The sequence below is a fragment of the Pluralibacter sp. genome, assembly GCF_019237635.1.
Classification (GTDB): domain Bacteria; phylum Pseudomonadota; class Gammaproteobacteria; order Enterobacterales; family Enterobacteriaceae; genus Enterobacter_B.
The window spans coordinates 1-16,837 of the sequence record NZ_JAFAGS010000088.1; the positions used below are offsets into that span (position 1 = coordinate 1).

Here is a 16,837-nt window from a genome sequence, read left to right on the forward strand (position 1 = left end):
GCGTATCCCCGGCCAGCAGGCCGCTGTTTTCAACGCGCTGCGCCTGAATGCTCAGCGCCTCGTCCGCCAGCATGCGGCTGTCGCTGTCGCCGCGCAGCGTGGCATATTCGCTGCGCAGGTTAACGCCGTTGATCTCGCCGCGGTTCACCAGCTGATTGCCCTTCAGCGTCAGGTCGCCATCGGTGGTGATCAGCCCGCTGTTGGTCAGTTCGGGGATCTCCAGCGCCAGCGAGGCCGCGCTGTACAGCGTACCGCCCGCGAGGTTGTCCAGCGCGTCGGCGTGCAGGTTGAGCGCGTTAACCCCTTTCAGTAAGCCGCTGTTGGTTATCTGCTGGCCGGTCAAGGTGAGCGAGTCCGCCACCAGCGTCCCGCGATTGTTGAGGGTCTGCGGCGCGGTAAGAGTGATGCGCTGCGCGTTAGATTTGCCGCCGTGGTTCAGCGTTTGCGCCGCCACGCTGATGCTGTCTTTCGCCGCATGGGTACCGTTCAGGTTGGCGCTGTCCGCCGCCAGGGTCATCTCCTTGCCGCTTTGCAGCTGCGCGGATGACCCGGTACTCAGGTGTTTGCCGCTGACGGCGAGCGCGCCTTGCGCCTCAACACTGCCGTCGAGGCTGACATCCCGCGCGGCGGCGATAGCAATATCCCCCTGGCTGGTCGTCAACGCGCCCTGGCGGCTCGCCAGTTGTCCGGCGGTGACCTTAAGCCCGGCGCTGCCGGAAAGCGTACCGTCCTGGGTGAGATCGTCGGCGGTCACGTCAAGCTTGCCGTCCGCGGTTATGCTGCCGCTGTTGTGCAGCCCATCGCGTGCCGCAATGGCGGCATCGCCTTTCGCGCTGAGGCTGCCCTGCTGGGTTAAGCGGTTCACATTCACGTTCAGCGCTCCGCCGCTTTGCAGGCTGCCGCGGTTGCTCAGCGTCTCGGCCTTCACCGCCACGTCGTTGCCCTGCAGCGTTCCGCTGTTGCTCAGGCTCCCGGCGTTGAGATCCATGCGCCCCTTCGCGACAAGCTGGCCGCCGTTTGTTGCGCGATCGGCGTTCAGGGAAAAGTTGCGACCCACGTTGAGCTGCGCCTGGATGGTCATCTCGCTGGCCTGCAGATGCACATCGCCTGTCGCATCCGCCCGCGAGCCGCCATCCAGCGCAATCTGTTGCGCCTTCAGCGTCAGGTTATTGCCTGCGGAGAGCGTGCTTCCCTGTGCCGATAACGCCCCGCCGCTCTGTAACGTCACATCCGCCTTGCTGCTGGCAAGTTGGGCGTTGTTCAGCGCCAGCGCCTGCGAACTGGTCACCGACATTGCGCCGCCGCTCTTGTGGCTGCCCGTTAACGTTACGCCATCGCCGCGCGCCGTCAGGCTACCGCTGGCCAGGCTGTTATTGACCGTCAGCTTGCCGCTGGCATCGAGCTGAATATCCCCCTGGCGGGCATTCAGGTTGCCGAGGTTGACGCCCAGCCCTTTTTCGCTGGACACCAGATGGATACGGTTGGCGTACATCCCGCCAAGCGCGCCAGTATCGACGGCGACCGCAGGCGCGCTGCCTTCCCCCTGCAACGCCTGTACGCTGCCGTCGGCGTTAACGCGGTTGGCCCCGGCGATAATGTTCAAATTTTTGGCGTGGATCCGGGCGTTAATCTCCGTGGCGCGGGAGATTAACGACAGCGCATCGCTGCCGCTGGCGTCGATCCCCTTTCCTTCGATAGTGATGGCGCCTTTTCTCACCTCAAGCGCCTGCAAATTGCCGTTGGCGTCAAAGACCGGTTTCCCGGTGGTCAGCGTCGCCTGCGGAGTATTGATGAAACCACAGCCGTTACAGGTAATGCCGTACGGGTTTGCGACCATCACATTCGCCGCTTTGCCCGCCACCTCCGTGTAGCCCTGTAACTGTGACCGGCTGCCGCCCGTCACCTCGTTGATGATGGCTCTGGCCTCTTTCCCGGCCTGCAGGTGCGGGTTGTTCTGGATAATCCCCCCGAGCTGGGTCTGATTAAGCCGCCCGCTGGCGTTATTCAGAATCAGCCCCTCGCTGCCGACGTTGTAGTCCTTAAACGGGTTATGGGAGACCCCCGCCCCGTTAGGCGTGGCGATATTCACCACCGGCACGCCGTTGCCCGCCTGGTCGGTCGTCGTCTGGCCGACAGGCGTCAGCGCCGCGGCAAACGCAGGCGCGACCGGCTGCCCGACCAGCAGCGCGCAAATCAGGTAGCTCAGGGCACGACGTGAAAAGCTAACGGGAGAACGGTCCATATTCTTTAATCCTTAAAACGCCACGGCGACGCGGTAATAGACGCTGACATGATCCGGGCCAAGCCAGTCCGGGTACGCAAGCGGCGTCCCGACGGTAAATTGCGTTGAAACCCAGCGGTTCGCCGTGTTTAACCCTACGGCGGCGCCCCACAGCGTTCCCGATGACTGGCGGTCGAGCGGGTCGGACTGCAGCCAGCCGCCGTCCAGCGCTACCACGCTGCTGACCTGGCCTATCACCGGCAGGGTAAACAGGGTGTAGTTGAGCTCGTTACGCCAGTAGCCGCCGTTATCGCCGGAGATGCTTTGCTCCTTAAAACCGCGAACCGAGCTCTCGCCGCCGAGGGTCACGCGCTCGCTGCCGTACAGACGGTCTGGCGACCACTGACCGTAGACGCTGGTCAGCCACCACAACTTCTCCGCCAGCGGACGCTGGAAGCTGGCGTTCAGGCTCCATTTGCGAAACTGCGCTTTCGGCAGGTCGCCGGGGTTACCGTCATCATTTTGCGCCCCGAGCCACGGCACGCCGCGGCTGAACGTCGGGTTAAACGTGGCGACCCCGCCAAACGTTTTTTGTGTGTGGTTGATGCCAAACAGCAGGCTGGTCAACGTCCGGCTGCTGCTTTCAAGCTTCACGTCGTTCAGGTAGTTGCGGTTGATTCGCTGGTTTACGCCGAGCGACATCCCGGTCTTGATATCGCCATTGCGAAACAGGACATGGGAAAAATTCACGCGCTGCGTTTGGGTATCGCCGCGCGAACGCCATAAATAACCGTTGTTGTCGATGGTCGCGAGGTAGTTATTCCAGCTGTAGCTGTAGTCAAACAGGCTGTAGCCCCAGGGCACGCTGACCCCCGCCGCGAAATTTTGCGCATCCTTCGCGGTGGCGAAATCGCTGCTGCGCCCGCCGCTGACAAACCACTGGTCCGCCAGCCCCAGTAAATTATTCCCGACTAATGAGCCGCTAATTTGCCCGACGCCAGTAACCTTTTGCCCGCTATTATCGAAGCTCAGCGTTGCACTTAACGGAAATTCAGGTTTGGCCGTCAGATTCACAATGGACCACCCCTGGCTGTCGCCAGGCTGAATTTCAATTTCCACCGGCGTCTTGCGTATCCGGTTGATCTGCTCCATACCCTGCTCAATATCCCGCAGATTAAGGATCTGGCCCTCAAGGCCGGGGAATACCATTTTCAGGGTACGGGCCGGAACGCCCTCAAGATGTATTTCCTGAAGTTTTCCCTCCAGCACCGCAATATGCAGCGTACCGCCAGAAAGATCCTGCTCGGTTAAAAATGCCCGACTGGTGATATAACCGCGGCTGATATACCAGTCCGAAATCTGATTCGTCAGGTCATTGAGGCGCGCGATATCCAGACACTGGTTCCGCCACGGCGCAGTGACGCGTTGCTGCTCGCGCGGACTCATCTGCGTGGCGCCTTCAAGCGCAATGCGGGATACCGTAAAACAGGGGCCTTTCGCCGTTTCGGCGGGCCTGGCTGTCGGGAGACGAGGCAATAACGTGCTTCTTTCCAGCTCATCGCGCTGGCGCTGGTTTTGTTCGAGTAATTGCTGTTGTTGTTGCTGAATACTGTCCCGATCGGCTGGCGATAATGGCACGGCGCTAACGGGAAAAACAAACCCGAGCCCCCCTAAAATAAGGCCGTATTTAATTAAGTGACGCTTCATCCCTGACTTACCATTGCTGAAATATTGCCGTTCGCACACTGAATGATATGCCGGGCAATTTATAATTAGCAATACATAATCACAATTTGACCAAAAAACAAATGTTATTTAACTTAAAAAACAAATTTCGTGACGTTAAAAAACAAACTGAATAATGTCGGGAAGAGAAAAATAAACTTATCGCAAATTTAATAATGATTTTTGCAATAATAACGGAGAGAATATAAATAAACCCGCCGGGTGATATCACCACGACGGGTCAAAAGAAGGGAAACTGAAATTATACTGCCGGACGCACGCCCAGCGTGTGGCAAATGGCGTAACTCATTTCGGCGCGGTTCAGGGTATAAAAGTGGAAATCCTTTACCCCTTCGCGGCTGAGAATTTTCACCATATCCATCGCGATATTCGCGCCGACCAGCTTGCGGGTTTCCGCGTCGTCGTCCAGACCATCAAACATTTTCGCCATCCAGGCCGGAATGCGCACGTTGGTCATGTCGGCAAACTTTTTCGCCTGCTTAAAGTTTGAGACCGGCAGAATACCGGGGACAATCTCGACATCGATACCGGTCGCGGCGCAGCGATCGCGAAAACGCAGGTAGCTTTCAACATCAAAGAAGAACTGGGTGATGGCGCGGTTGGCGCCGGCATCAATTTTGCGCTTCAGGTTCAGCAGGTCCGCCTGCGCGCTTTTCGCTTCCGGGTGAACTTCCGGGTACGCGGCCACGGAAATATCAAAATCCCCCACCTCTTTAAGCAACGATACCAGATCGGCGGCATACATATCCGGTTTGCCGCTACCGGGCGGTAAATCGCCGCGCAGCGCCACGATATGACGGATGCCGTTGTTCCAGTAGTCCTGCGCGATGGCGCGCAGTTCGTCGCGGGTGGCGTCAATACAGGTCAGATGCGGCGCCGCCTCAAGACCGGTACGCTCTTTAATCCCTTTGATGATGCTGTGGGTGCGATCGCGCTCGCCGGAGTTCGCGCCATAGGTTACGGAGACGAATTTGGGCTTCAGGCTGCTCAGTCTGTCGATAGAGGCCCACAGGGTTTGCTCCATTTCACTGGTGCGCGGCGGGAAAAACTCAAAGGAAACATTAATCTGGCCATCTAACTCTGCCAGGCTCTGATTCAGGGCTTCCCGCTGGTTGGCGTGAAAAAAGCTCATACCGTACCTCTATCTATCGCGTGTCATGGTGTGTTGTTTTTCGAACTTCTATACGTTTAGACGTCCAGATGTAAAAATGACGGAAAAGGCGACCGCCGTCAACTGAAAAAACAGCAATGAGGGTGAGGAATATTCAGTGAAGATGAAAAAAATTCATGATGTCGCCTCTGCCCCACCCTCCTCGCCGCGCTATGCATGAAACGCATAGCGCGATACATACTTGCATTTTCCCAATAACCACATGGCTGATAAGGTCATTCTGTTTTGGGTTATTTACGACCCATGTTGGCAGTAACACGACACAACATATTAAAAATCATCACGGGGAATATTATGGCGCAACAAGGAGAAGACGCGGCCATGCCGCTGGATACAGAACGGGTCGGCCTCAAAGGGTATTTATCTTTTTTCCTCACCATCATCTTTTTTTCCGGTGTTTTCTCCGGCAGCGATGGCTGGTGGCGAGTCTTTGATTTTACAGTATTAAATGGCTCATTCGGCCACATCGCCAACAGCCTGGATAAAGCAGCGCTGACATTTCGCGGCACCGGCGGCGCGGGGGCTAAAGATGGTTTTCTTTTCGCCCTTGAGCTTGCGCCATCGGTCATTCTGTCGCTGGGCATCATCGCCATTACCGATGGTCTTGGCGGCCTGCGGGCGGCGCAGCAACTGATGACCCCGGTCCTCAAGCCGCTGCTGGGCATCCCAGGGATTTGCTCATTAGCGCTGATCGCCAACCTGCAAAACACCGACGCCGCCGCCGGTATGACGAAGGAGCTGGCGCAAGACGGCGAGATTACCGAGCGGGATAAAGTCATTTTTGTAGCGTACCAGACCAGCGGCAGCGCCATCATCACTAACTACTTCTCCTCCGGCGTGGCGGTGTTCGCTTTTCTCGGCACCTCCGTCATTGTGCCGCTGGCGGTGATTCTGGTGTTTAAATTTATCGGCGCCAATCTGCTGCGTCTGTGGATTAACCTGGAAGAACGCCGTACCCCAACACAAGGAGCGACATCATGACGACGCAGGTGCGAAAAAATGTCATGGATATGTTTATCGATGGCGCCCGCCGCGGTTTCACGATAGCCACCACCAACCTGCTGCCTAACGTCGTCATGGCGTTCGTCATTATCCAGGCGTTGAAAATCACCGGACTGCTGGACTGGGTAGGGCACATCTGTCAGCCCGTCATGGCGCTGTGGGGGCTGCCCGGCGAAGCGGCGACCGTCCTGTTGGCTTCGCTGATGAGTATGGGCGGCGCGGTCGGCGTATCGGCAAGCCTGCTGGCGGCTGGGGCGTTAAACGGCCATGACGTTACCGTTCTGCTGCCCGCCATCTACCTGATGGGCAACCCGGTGCAGAACGTGGGCCGCTGTCTGGGTACCGCCGAAGTGAACGCCAAATATTACCCACACATCATCGCCGTTTGCGCCATCAACGCGCTGCTGTCCATCTGGGTTATGCAGCTTATTGTTTAGCAAGGAGTCACCATGCCTGATTTATCCGCCGCGCAGTTTCTGCTGCTGCAGGGCGCGCAGCTGTTTGCGCCAGAAGACCGGGGAACATGCGACGTGCTGGTCGCCAACGGTAAAATTATCGCTGTCGATCGCCATATCCCGCCGGATACCGTGCCGGACTGCACCCTGATTCCGCTGCATGGCCGCCTGCTATGCCCCGGTTTTATCGACCAGCACGTCCATTTGATTGGCGGTGGCGGCGAAGCGGGGCCGACGACACGCACGCCGGAGGTGACGTTAAGCCGCCTGACGGAAGCCGGGATCACAACGGTGGTGGGCCTGCTTGGCACAGATTCCATCACTCGCCACCCCGAATCGCTACTGGCGAAAACCCGGGCGTTGAACGAAGAAGGGATCACCGCCTGGATGCTGACCGGCGCTTATCACGTTCCCTCCCCGACGATAACCGGCTCGGTGGAGAAAGACGTGGCGTTGATCGATCGCGTGATCGGCGTGAAGTGCGCCGTCTCCGACCACCGCTCCAGCGCGCCGGACGCGTATCACCTCGCCAGCATGGCCGCTGCATCGCGAGTGGGTGGACTGCTCGGCGGTAAACCCGGCGTCAGCGTGTTCCATATGGGCAGCAGTAATAAAGGGCTACAGCCGCTGTACGATATTCTGCAAAACAGCGATGTCCCCATCGGCAAACTGCTCCCGACCCACGTTAATCGCAGCGAATATCTGTTCGAGCAGGCGCTCGCCTTTGCGCGCAAAGGCGGGGTGATTGATATCACCAGCGGCATTCCCGGCCCGGTCACGCCTGCGGAAGGTATCACCCGGGCGGTCGGCGCTGGTGTGCCGCTGGCCCAGGTCACGCTCAGCTCCGACGGCAACGGCAGCCAGCCGCTGTTTGATGCCGCAGGTAATCTGACCGGTATCGGCGTGGCGGGTTTTACCAGCCTGCTGGAAACGCTGCAAACCCTGGTACAGCGCCATGGCTTTAGCCTGACGGATGCGCTGCGTCCGCTCACCACCAGCGTGGCGGCGTTTCTTGGCCTGACGACGAAAGGCGAAATTGCGCCGGGTCACGACGCTGACCTGCTGGTTCTGACGCCGGAACTCCGTATTGAACAGGTTTTCGCCCGCGGAAAATGTATGGTTGCGGACGGGAAAGCCTGCGTCAAAGGCACCTTTGAATCTGCCTGAAGGATTGTCAGCCGTCCGAATGGTCGTAAAATGTCCACATGGACGGCTGACAGAGTAGACCCTTATGGACGTAAGTGGAGTGGGCTTGCATAACATTGAAACAAAATGGCTTTATGATTTTCTGACCCTGGAAAAATGCCGAAATTTCTCCCAGGCGGCCATTCTCCGTAACGTCTCGCAGCCCGCTTTCAGTCGGCGCATTCGTTCGCTTGAGCACGCGGTAGGGGTGGAATTATTCAACCGCCAGGTCTCTCCGCTACAGTTCACCGAGCAGGGAAAAATCTTTCACTCCCAGGTTCGCCATTTGCTGCAGCAGCTGGAAAGCAACCTGACCGAATTGCGCGGCGGCAGCGATTTCGCGCTGCGTAAAATCAAGCTGGCGGCGGCGCATTCGCTGTCGCTCGGCCTGCTTCCGTCCATCGTTAAACAGATGCCGACGCATTTCACCTACGCCGTCGAAGCTATCGATGTGGATCAGGCCGTGGATATGCTGCGCGAAGGGCAGAGCGACTTTATCTTTTCCTACTACGACGAGAACCTGCTGCAACCGCCGTTCGACCATATCCGCCTGTTTGAATCGCGTCTTTTTCCGGTATGCGCCAGCGACGCGCAGGGAAAAGCGCGCTACACCCTGGATCAGCCGCATTTTCCCCTGCTCAACTACAGCCGTAACTCTTACATGGGCAGGCTTATCAACCGCACGCTCACCCGCCACCCGCAACTGAGCTTCAGCACCTTTTTTGTCTCATCCATGAGCGAACTGCTAAAGCGCATTACACTGGACGGCTGCGGCGTCGCCTGGCTGCCGGAATATGCCATTGAAGAGGAAATCCGCCGTGGACAGCTGGTGGTATTAAACGCCGATGAACTGATTATCCCGATTGAAGCGTATGCTTACCGTATGAATACCCGAATGAGCCAGGTCGCCGAGGTTTTCTGGCGCGATTTGCGTCAACAGCACGCCGCGACCTGACCCGGTTCAGACAAGCGCTGGCTGAGATGATACGGGCATCGCGCGGGTATCCGGCCAGGCTTCGTACCAGCGGATCGCCGCACGCACCAGCGAGGCGGTGGAGTCGACAAACCGACAGCTGAATTCAGCTTCATGCCCGGCGACAATCAGCGGAATTTCGGTACAGCCCATAATGATCGCCTGCGCGCCGTGGGCGGTCAGTTGGCGTATCTGCGGCAGCAGCAGCGCTTCGGCCGCCGCTTTATCGCCGCGTTTCAGCGCGTAGATGGCCTGCATCACCTGCGCCTGGCCTTCGCGCTCAGGCTGAATCAGCGTGATGCCCCGCGCTGCGGCTTTATCCTGGTAGAGCCGGGCCGCCAGCGTCGCATCGGTCGCCAGCAGCCCGACGCACGAGACCGACGCGGGAATGGCGTTCAGCGTGGCGTCGAGGATGCTGATCATCTCCACCTTCGCAACCGCCTGCAAATCGTCAAACCAGTAATGGGCCGTGTTGCAGGGGATGACAATGCACTCCGCTCCCGCGGCTTCCAGCATATGCAGGTACTGCTCAAGATAGTGGTAGGGTGAGGGGCCGCCGGACAATAAGCAGGCCGTACGATCGGGAATATCGGGAATGGAGCTGACAATCAGCGGGATGTGCTGCTGATCGCAGCTGGCGCGGCGCAATGCGACAAATTTCTCCAGCATGTCGGCCGTTGCCGCAGGCCCCATGCCGCCCAGTATGCCTATGGTGTGTTTCATCGCTGCTCCTGCCTGTTTACCCTCGACAGGAACACACTATCAGCATGATGTTTATGTAAAAAATGCCGATTTATTAGCGACTATGCATAAAAGTTATCGCGGACGCGCCAGCGGGATATTCTCCCCATCCGCCGGGATGGGGGAGAACCGCATTACAGCAGTTGCGCCAGGCGGTTGATGTCGGACTGAATCGCCCCGGCGGTAACGTCGCGACCGGCGCCCGGCCCGCGGATCACCAGCGGGTTATCGCGGTACCAGCGGCTCTCGATAGCGAACACGTTGTCGCATGGCAGCAGCGCGGCGAGCGGGTGTTCCGGACGCACCGCTTCAACGCCGACGCGCGCTTTGCCATTGGCGTCAAACCGCGCCACGTAGCGCAGCACCAGGCCCATTTCACGGGCGGCTTCAAGGCGCTGCACCATCTGCTCGTTCAGCTCATCGCCGTTTTCAAAGAAGTGATCAATCGACCCCTCTTCGCAGTGCGACGGCACCAGCGACTCCACGCGCACCTGGTCCGGTTCGATGTCGTAACCCGCTTCACGGGCGAGGATCACCAGCTTGCGCATCACGTCTTTGCCGGAAAGGTCAACGCGCGGGTCCGGCTCCGTCAGCCCCTGCTGCCACGCCTGATCCACCAGATCGGTGAAGGGGACGGTGCCGTCAAACTGCAGGAACAGCCACGACAGGGTGCCGGAGAAAATCCCGCTGATGGCGAGGATCGTATCGCCGCTGTCACGCAGGTCGCGCACCGTGAAGTTGACCGGCAACCCGGCGCCGACAGTGGCGTTATACAGCCAGTGACGGCCGGTTTTCTCAAACGCATCGTGGATACGGCGATACTTATCGCTGTTGCTGGCGCCCGCCAGCTTGTTGGCGCTGATCACGTGGAAACCGTGGCTGGCGAAATCGAGGTACTGATCGGCCAGTTGCGGGCTGGCGGTCACGTCCAGCACCACCAGATCGTCATACGGATGCGCGCGCATCCACAGGAACAACGACTCTTCATCCTGCTCAACGGCTTCATCGTCGAAGAAAGCCAGCGCCCGGCTGGCGTCGAGCCCCTCGTAGTTCAGCAGGCTGCGGCGGCTGTCGACCACCCCGGCCAGTACAAACTCAAAGCCGGTACGGGCAGAGAGCGTGATCTGCTCGCGGGCGAACAGCTCCAGCCAGCGGGAACCGATATTGCCCTTGCCGAACAGCATCAGGCCGATGCGCTTCTCAGCGCGGAACAGCGACTGGTGCAGCCCCTGGATCAGGCTCTCCGTCGGCCCGGTGCGCAGCACGGCGACCAGGCTTATCCCCTCTTCCGACTGCCAGGTAAACTCCACCGGCTGGCCTTTCAACTGTTGCCAGAAGCGATGACAGTGCAGCGGGTTGCGGGTCACGCCCGCCCCGACCATCGCCACCAGCGCCAGCCCCTGACGCAAACGCAGCTCCCCCGGAAGCCCGGCGTCACCCAGCAGCTTCAGCGCGCTGTCGGCCACCTCGGCGGTATAGCAAAACTGCAGCAGATGGCGGTCGGTATGCACGCCGACCGCCAGCGGGCGCACCTGGGCGCGCTTGAGAATCAGCTCGACCTCTTTGTGCGCCAGCTTGAAGTCATGACCCGTCGGCACCAGGAATTCAATCAGGCAGATATCGTCGTGGCTGGTGACGATACGCGCCCCGGTGCCGGAGGCCAGCACGCGCTCAATGCGGGTAGAGCCCTGATCCGGCGTATAGCTACAGCGCAGCTGCAGGTCGATATCGCTGCCGGAGACCGGCTGTAGCGTACGGGCGTGCAGCACCGGCGCCGCCAGACGCGCCAGCTCGCTGGCTTCGTCGAGACGCAGCAGCGGCAGCAGGCAGGCATCCTTCACTTTGCGCGGGTCCGCGCTGTAAACCCCGGCGACGTCGCTCCAGATGGTCACGCGGGACACCCCCGCCAGCGCGCCAATCTGGGTGGCGGAGTAGTCAGAGCCGTTACGGCCCAGCAGAACGGTTTCACCGGCGTTGTTACGGCTGATAAACCCGGTCACCACCAGACGTTTGTGCGGGTGCTGCGCCAGCAGCTGCTGCAAAAGCGGGTAAGAGAGCCCTTCATCCACCTGCGGCTGCGCGGCGCGTTCCGCACGCAGAAACTCGCGGGCATCCAGCCAGGCGGCCGCCAGCCCCTGCTGCTCCAGCACGGCAGCCATCAGGCGGGCAGACCACACTTCGCCGTGTCCGACGACTTCGGAATACACCGCGTCGGTAATGCCGCTGTCAAGCAGCACCGCCAGACGTTCGAGATCGTGGATAAACTGAGCCACCATGCTGTCGGCGACATCCGCCGGCAGCAGGCCGGTCATCAGCTCGACCTGATAGCGGCGCAGCGCTTGTTGTACCTGATGCGCAGAGAGACGATCGGTCTGGCTGAGCTTCAGCCAGTTGATCAACTGGTTGGTGGTGCTGCCTGCGGCGGAAACGACCATCATATCGTCGGGCTGCGAGTGCTCAGCCATAATACCTGCCACACGCAGGTAACATTTCACATCCGCCAGACTACTGCCACCAAACTTATGCAGTTGACGACCCTTCGCCCCTGCCTGCGCTATCACACTCATGGTTACCCCTCTTTTGCTGCCCGGAACCCATTTTCCAGGTCGGCAATTAAATCTTCACAATCTTCAATACCGGTTGAAATACGTAACAGCGTCTCAGAAATGCCGGCCGCCGCGCGGGCTTCCGGCGCCATGCCCGCATGGGTCATGGTGGCGGCGTGGGAGATAAGGCTCTCCACCCCGCCCAGCGACTCTGCCAGTGTAAACAGCGACAGACCGCTTAAGAAGCGGCGAAGCGTTTGCTCGTCGCCATCCAGCTCAAAACTGAGCATCGCGCCGAACCCTTTTTGCTGACGGGCGGCAATCTCATGCCCCTGGTTATCCGGCAGCGACGGGTGATACAGCTTTTTCACCAGCGGCTGCTGCCTGAGGAAGTCAACAATGGCCTGCGCGTTGCGTTGCGCCACTTCCATGCGCGGCGACAGCGTACGCAGGCCGCGCAGCAGCAGGTAGCTGTCGAACGCGCTGCCGGTGACGCCGATATTATTCGCCCACCACGCCAGTTCAGTGACAGTTTCCGCGGATTTGGCGATTACCACGCCTGCGACCACATCGGAGTGGCCGTTCAGGTATTTGGTGCAAGAGTGCAGCACCAAATCGGCCCCCAGCGTCAGCGGATTTTGCAGCGCCGGGCTCAGGAACGTATTGTCGACCACGCTCACCGCCCCTGCGTCGCGCGCCAGGTTACAGATTTTCGCAATATCGACGACGCGCAACAATGGATTACTTGGGCTTTCGACTAAAACCAGCTTCGGTTTCTCCGCCAGCGCCGCGCGCAGCGCCTGCTCATCGCCCTGATCGACGAACAGCACGCGATAGCAGCCGCGTTTGGCCAGGCTATCAAACAGGCGATAACTGCCGCCGTAACAGTCGTGCGGCGCGACCAGCAGGTCGCCTGGCTTCAGGAAAACGGTGGTCACCAGATGAATGGCCGACATACCGGTATTGGTCAATACCGCGCCCGCGCCCCCTTCCAGTTCCGCCAGCGCGCGCTGCACCACATCGCGCGTTGGGTTGCCGCGGCGTGAATAGTCATGGGCGCGAGGTTCGTTAAAACCGGTGAAATTATAGGTGCTGGAAAGGTGAATGGGGGGGACAACGCAGCCATACTGTTCGTCATCATTTAACCCGCTACGCACTGCGATGGTGGCCTGTTTACGCGTCATAAGTGAATCGTTCCTGGCGTGGTCGATAAAGAGTCAGGCCACAGAGTAACCACTGATACAATAGACGTCAATACATCTGGACATCTAAACTTCTTTGCGTATAGATTGAGCAATCGACCAATAGCCGTTAAAATTATCTGCATTAGCGCACATCTGCAGACGCTTTCCCCGTGTCAGGGTCACGCCTCTACGGTAAACTACGCGTGTTTATGTCTGAACCCCCAGGTTCTGACCTTTTATTAATGACGAAGAGGATTAAGGTATCTCATGGCTGAATGGAGCGGCGAATATATCAGCCCATACGCTGAGCACGGTAAGAAGAGTGAACAAGTAAAGAAAATTACAGTTTCCATTCCTCTGAAGGTGTTGAAGATCCTCACTGATGAACGCACCCGTCGTCAGGTGAATAACCTGCGTCATGCGACCAATAGCGAGCTGCTGTGCGAAGCGTTCCTGCATGCGTTTACCGGCCAACCGTTACCGAACGATGACGATCTGCGTAAAGAGCGCAGCGATGAAATCCCTGAAGAAGCCAAAGCGATCATGCGCGAGCTGGGGATCGATCCGGAAACGTGGGAATACTGATCCACAGATGCAAAAAAGGCGCCTTGCGGCGCCTTTTTTTCGGGTAACTTACTTGCTGCCCGGGATGCTGAAGCGTTTGTTGAAACGCTCAACACGACCACCGGTATCAACAACACGCTGCTTACCAGTGAAGAACGGGTGGCATTTGCCGCACACGTCCAGGTTCAGGTCGTGACCCACGGTAGAGTGGGTTTTGATGACATTACCGCAAGAACAGGTTGCAGTAATTTCTACATAATTCGGGTGAATACCTTTTTTCATGGGAAACCTCAGTTTAAGGCCGCGTCGCTCTTCCAGCCCTAACGCCAGACACCACGCGAAGTTGATATTAGGATTTTTTGCCGCGCAGATAGCGCATCAAAGGCGGCGAATCATACAGAATTTAACCATCATATGCAAACTGATCCGCCACCGATCATCACAATGTGTATACTGTCTCACCGAATTTCAAGTCCGTTTTTCACGCCAGGAAGCGCCGATGCCCGTAGCCCATGTAGCCCTGCCCGTTCCGCTTGCCCGTACCTTTGATTACCTGCTGCCTGAAGGCGTCAGCGTCAAGGCCGGGTGCCGGGTGCGAGTGCCGTTCGGCAAACAGCAGGAGCGGGTCGGGATCGTCGTGGCGAGCGGCGACAAGAGCGAGCTGCCGCTCAGCGATCTCAAGCCGGTCATCGAGGTGCTGGACGACGAACCGGTCTATACCCCGACGGTATGGCGGATGCTGCTGTGGGCGGCGGAATATTACCATCACCCGATTGGCGATGTGCTGTTCCATGCGCTGCCGGTTCTGCTGCGGCAGGGGAAACCCGCCAGCGCCGCGCCGCTGTGGTACTGGTTCGCGACCGAACAAGGTCAGGCGGTGGAGATCAACAGCCTGAAGCGTTCCCATAAACAGCAGCAGGCGCTGGCAGCGCTGCGCCAGGGCCATATCTGGCGCCATCAGGTCGCGGAGCTTGAGTTTAACGAGGTCGCCCTGCAGGGGTTGCGGAAAAAAGGCTACTGCGACATGGCAAGCGTCGCCCCGGCGGTAACCGACTGGCGCGACGGGTTTACGCTTGCCGGTGAACGACTGCGGCTGAATACCGAACAGGCCACCGCAGTCGGCGCTATCCACAGCCATGCCGACTGCTTTTCCGCCTGGCTGCTGGACGGCGTGACCGGCTCGGGAAAAACGGAAGTCTATCTCAGCGTGCTGGAAAACGTGCTGGCTCAGGGCAAGCAGGCGCTGGTCATGGTGCCGGAAATCGGTCTGACGCCGCAGACCATCGCCCGCTTTCGCGAGCGTTTTAATGCGCCGGTCGAGGTGCTGCACTCCGCCCTCAACGACAGCGAACGCCTGTCGGCCTGGCTGAAAGCCAAAAACGGTGAGGCGGCGATCGTCATCGGCACCCGCTCGGCCCTGTTTACGCCGTTTAACAACCTCGGCGTTATCGTCATCGATGAAGAGCATGACAGCTCCTACAAGCAGCAGGAAGGCTGGCGCTACCACGCCCGCGATCTTGCCGTCTGGCGCGCGCATAGCGAGCAAATCCCGGTGATTCTCGGCTCGGCGACGCCCGCGCTGGAAACCCTGCACAACGTCCGTCAGGGTAAATACCGCAAGCTGAAGCTGACCAAACGCGCGGGTAACGCCCGCCCGGCCGTGCAGCACGTGCTGGATCTGAAAGGCCAGCAGTTGCAGGCGGGGTTATCTCCGGCATTGCTTAACCGGATGCGCCAGCATCTACAGGCGGATAACCAGGTCATTTTGTTTCTGAACCGCCGCGGTTTCGCCCCGGCGCTGCTGTGCCACGACTGCGGCTGGATCGCCGAATGCCCGCGCTGCGACCACTACTACACGCTGCACCAGGCGCAGCGCCACCTGCGCTGCCACCACTGCGACAGCCAGCGGCCGGTGCCGCGTCAGTGCTCCTCCTGCGGCTCCACGCATCTGGTTCCGGTCGGGTTGGGCACTGAGCAGCTTGAAGAGGCGCTGAGACCGCTGTTCCCGCAGACGCCGATTTCCCGTATCGATCGCGACACCACCAGCCGTAAGGGCGCCCTGGAGCAATATCTTGCCGACGTCCACCGCGGCGGCGCGCGCATTCTTATCGGCACCCAGATGCTGGCGAAGGGCCACCATTTTCCTGACGTCACGCTGGTGGCGTTGCTGGATGTCGACGGCGCGCTGTTCTCAGCCGACTTCCGCTCGGCGGAGCGCTTCGCTCAGCTCTACACCCAGGTCTCCGGGCGCGCCGGGCGCGCTGGCAAACAGGGCGAAGTGGTGCTGCAAACGCACCATCCGGAGCACCCGCTGCTGCAAACGCTGCTGTACAGCGGCTACGATGCCTTTGCCCAACAGGCGCTGGCCGAACGCCAGACGCTACAGCTGCCGCCGTGGACCAGCCACGTGCTGATCCGCGCGGAAGATCACGATAATCAGCAGGCGCCGCTGTTCCTTCAGCAGCTGCGCAATCTCTTGCAGGCCAGCCCGCTGGCCGATGAGAAACTGTGGTTGTTGGGTCCGGTTCCGGCGCTGGCGCCAAAACGCGGCGGCCGCTGGCGCTGGCAGATTGTGCTACAGCACCCGTCTCGTCTGCGGCTGCAACACGTGCTAAGCGGAGCCATGGCGCTGGTCAATACGCTGCCCGCGTCGCGCAAGGTAAAATGGGTCCTGGATGTCGACCCGATCGAGGGTTAACGCGTCACACTGCGAAGTGGATCGAAAAATTCAACGTCCATCACAATTTTCATGAAAATTCTGTAACTCTCCTGGCTGACTATCTGATAAAAAAAGAGACTGATATCAGAGACAGTGGAAGTCTCTGTTCCCGTCTGCGAGGAGAACCCAGGTGAAGCCCAAAAATGAAGTTGTTGCGGCAACCATGAAGGATGTTGCCTTAAAGGCGAATGTCTCTACGGCAACCGTATCCCGAGCGTTAATGAACCCCGACAAAGTATCCCAGGCGACACGCAATAAAGTCGAAAAAGCCGCGCTGGAAGTGGGTTATTTGCCGCAATCGCTCGGGCGGAACATGAAGCGTAATGAATC

Annotated in this window: 14 protein-coding genes; 7 read left to right on the forward strand and 7 right to left on the reverse strand. The window is 59.2% G+C overall.

The window, feature by feature from the left end; all coding sequences use genetic code 11:
• The 3 genes from JO226_RS10575 to metF form a co-directional block, all read right to left on the reverse strand.
• Positions 1-2,242, reverse strand: a 2,242-nt coding sequence (locus JO226_RS10575; protein ID WP_293562875.1) for a filamentous hemagglutinin N-terminal domain-containing protein, incomplete at its 3' end; no start/stop codon positions are given.
• 12 nt (positions 2,243-2,254) lie between these two features.
• Entirely contained in the window at positions 2,255-3,928 is a 1,674-nt protein-coding gene (locus JO226_RS10580) for a ShlB/FhaC/HecB family hemolysin secretion/activation protein (protein ID WP_293562877.1), read from the reverse strand.
• Between the two features lie 280 nt (positions 3,929-4,208).
• A complete protein-coding gene (gene metF, locus JO226_RS10585) occupies positions 4,209-5,099 on the reverse strand; it encodes a methylenetetrahydrofolate reductase (protein ID WP_062739920.1) in 891 nt (296 codons plus the stop codon).
• A 333-nt stretch (positions 5,100-5,432) separates the two neighbouring features.
• Between metF and JO226_RS10590 the strand changes: the two genes are divergently transcribed.
• The 4 genes from JO226_RS10590 to hypT all read left to right on the forward strand — a co-directional run bounded on the left by JO226_RS10590 (position 5,433) and on the right by hypT (position 8,735).
• A complete protein-coding gene (locus tag JO226_RS10590; RefSeq protein WP_293562884.1) occupies positions 5,433-6,119 on the forward strand; it encodes a nucleoside recognition domain-containing protein in 687 nt (228 codons plus the stop codon).
• Complete coding sequence (locus tag JO226_RS10595; protein WP_293562886.1) at positions 6,116-6,577, forward strand: YjiG family protein; 462 nt, start codon at positions 6,116-6,118, stop codon at positions 6,575-6,577. The genes JO226_RS10590 and JO226_RS10595 overlap by 4 nt, the downstream gene beginning before the upstream one ends.
• 12 nt (positions 6,578-6,589) lie before the next feature.
• Complete coding sequence (gene iadA / locus JO226_RS10600; protein ID WP_293562888.1) at positions 6,590-7,762, forward strand: beta-aspartyl-peptidase; 1,173 nt, start codon at positions 6,590-6,592, stop codon at positions 7,760-7,762.
• A 64-nt stretch (positions 7,763-7,826) separates the two neighbouring features.
• Positions 7,827-8,735 carry a hypochlorite stress DNA-binding transcriptional regulator HypT gene (gene hypT / locus JO226_RS10605; RefSeq protein WP_293562890.1) on the forward strand — a complete coding sequence of 303 codons (909 nt, stop codon included), beginning with the start codon at positions 7,827-7,829 and terminating at the stop codon, positions 8,733-8,735.
• Positions 8,736-8,741: 6 nt separating this feature from the next.
• On the opposite strand, the gene JO226_RS10610 is transcribed toward hypT, so the two are convergent.
• The 3 genes from JO226_RS10610 to metB form a co-directional block, all read right to left on the reverse strand.
• Positions 8,742-9,476 (reverse strand): aspartate/glutamate racemase family protein, encoded by a 735-nt coding sequence (locus tag JO226_RS10610; protein ID WP_293562892.1) that lies wholly within the window; start codon positions 9,474-9,476, stop codon positions 8,742-8,744.
• Positions 9,477-9,628: 152 nt separating this feature from the next.
• Entirely contained in the window at positions 9,629-12,061 is a 2,433-nt protein-coding gene (locus JO226_RS10615; protein WP_293562893.1) for a bifunctional aspartate kinase/homoserine dehydrogenase II, read from the reverse strand.
• 2 nt (positions 12,062-12,063) lie between these two features.
• Positions 12,064-13,224, reverse strand: a complete 1,161-nt coding sequence (gene metB / locus JO226_RS10620; RefSeq protein WP_293562894.1) for a cystathionine gamma-synthase — start codon at positions 13,222-13,224, stop codon at positions 12,064-12,066.
• Positions 13,225-13,491: 267 nt separating this feature from the next.
• On the opposite strand from metB, the gene metJ reads away from it, so the two are divergent.
• The gene (gene metJ, locus JO226_RS10625) at positions 13,492-13,809 is read left to right on the forward strand and encodes a met regulon transcriptional regulator MetJ (protein WP_013368276.1); all 318 of its coding nucleotides are present in this window, start codon (positions 13,492-13,494) and stop codon (positions 13,807-13,809) included.
• A gap of 48 nt (positions 13,810-13,857) precedes the next feature.
• Here the strand turns inward: metJ and rpmE are convergent, their stop codons facing one another.
• Positions 13,858-14,070 (reverse strand): 50S ribosomal protein L31, encoded by a 213-nt coding sequence (rpmE, locus tag JO226_RS10630; protein WP_000715284.1) that lies wholly within the window; start codon positions 14,068-14,070, stop codon positions 13,858-13,860.
• Between the two features lie 217 nt (positions 14,071-14,287).
• Here rpmE and priA point away from each other — a divergent pair, with 217 nt between their 5' ends.
• Both priA and JO226_RS10640 read left to right on the forward strand, forming a co-directional pair.
• On the forward strand, positions 14,288-16,486 hold the full coding sequence (gene priA, locus JO226_RS10635) for a primosomal protein N' (protein ID WP_293567355.1): 2,199 nt from the start codon (positions 14,288-14,290) through the stop codon (positions 16,484-16,486).
• Positions 16,487-16,637: 151 nt separating this feature from the next.
• On the forward strand, positions 16,638-16,837 hold a 200-nt coding region (locus JO226_RS10640), incomplete at its 3' end, for a LacI family DNA-binding transcriptional regulator (RefSeq protein WP_293567358.1).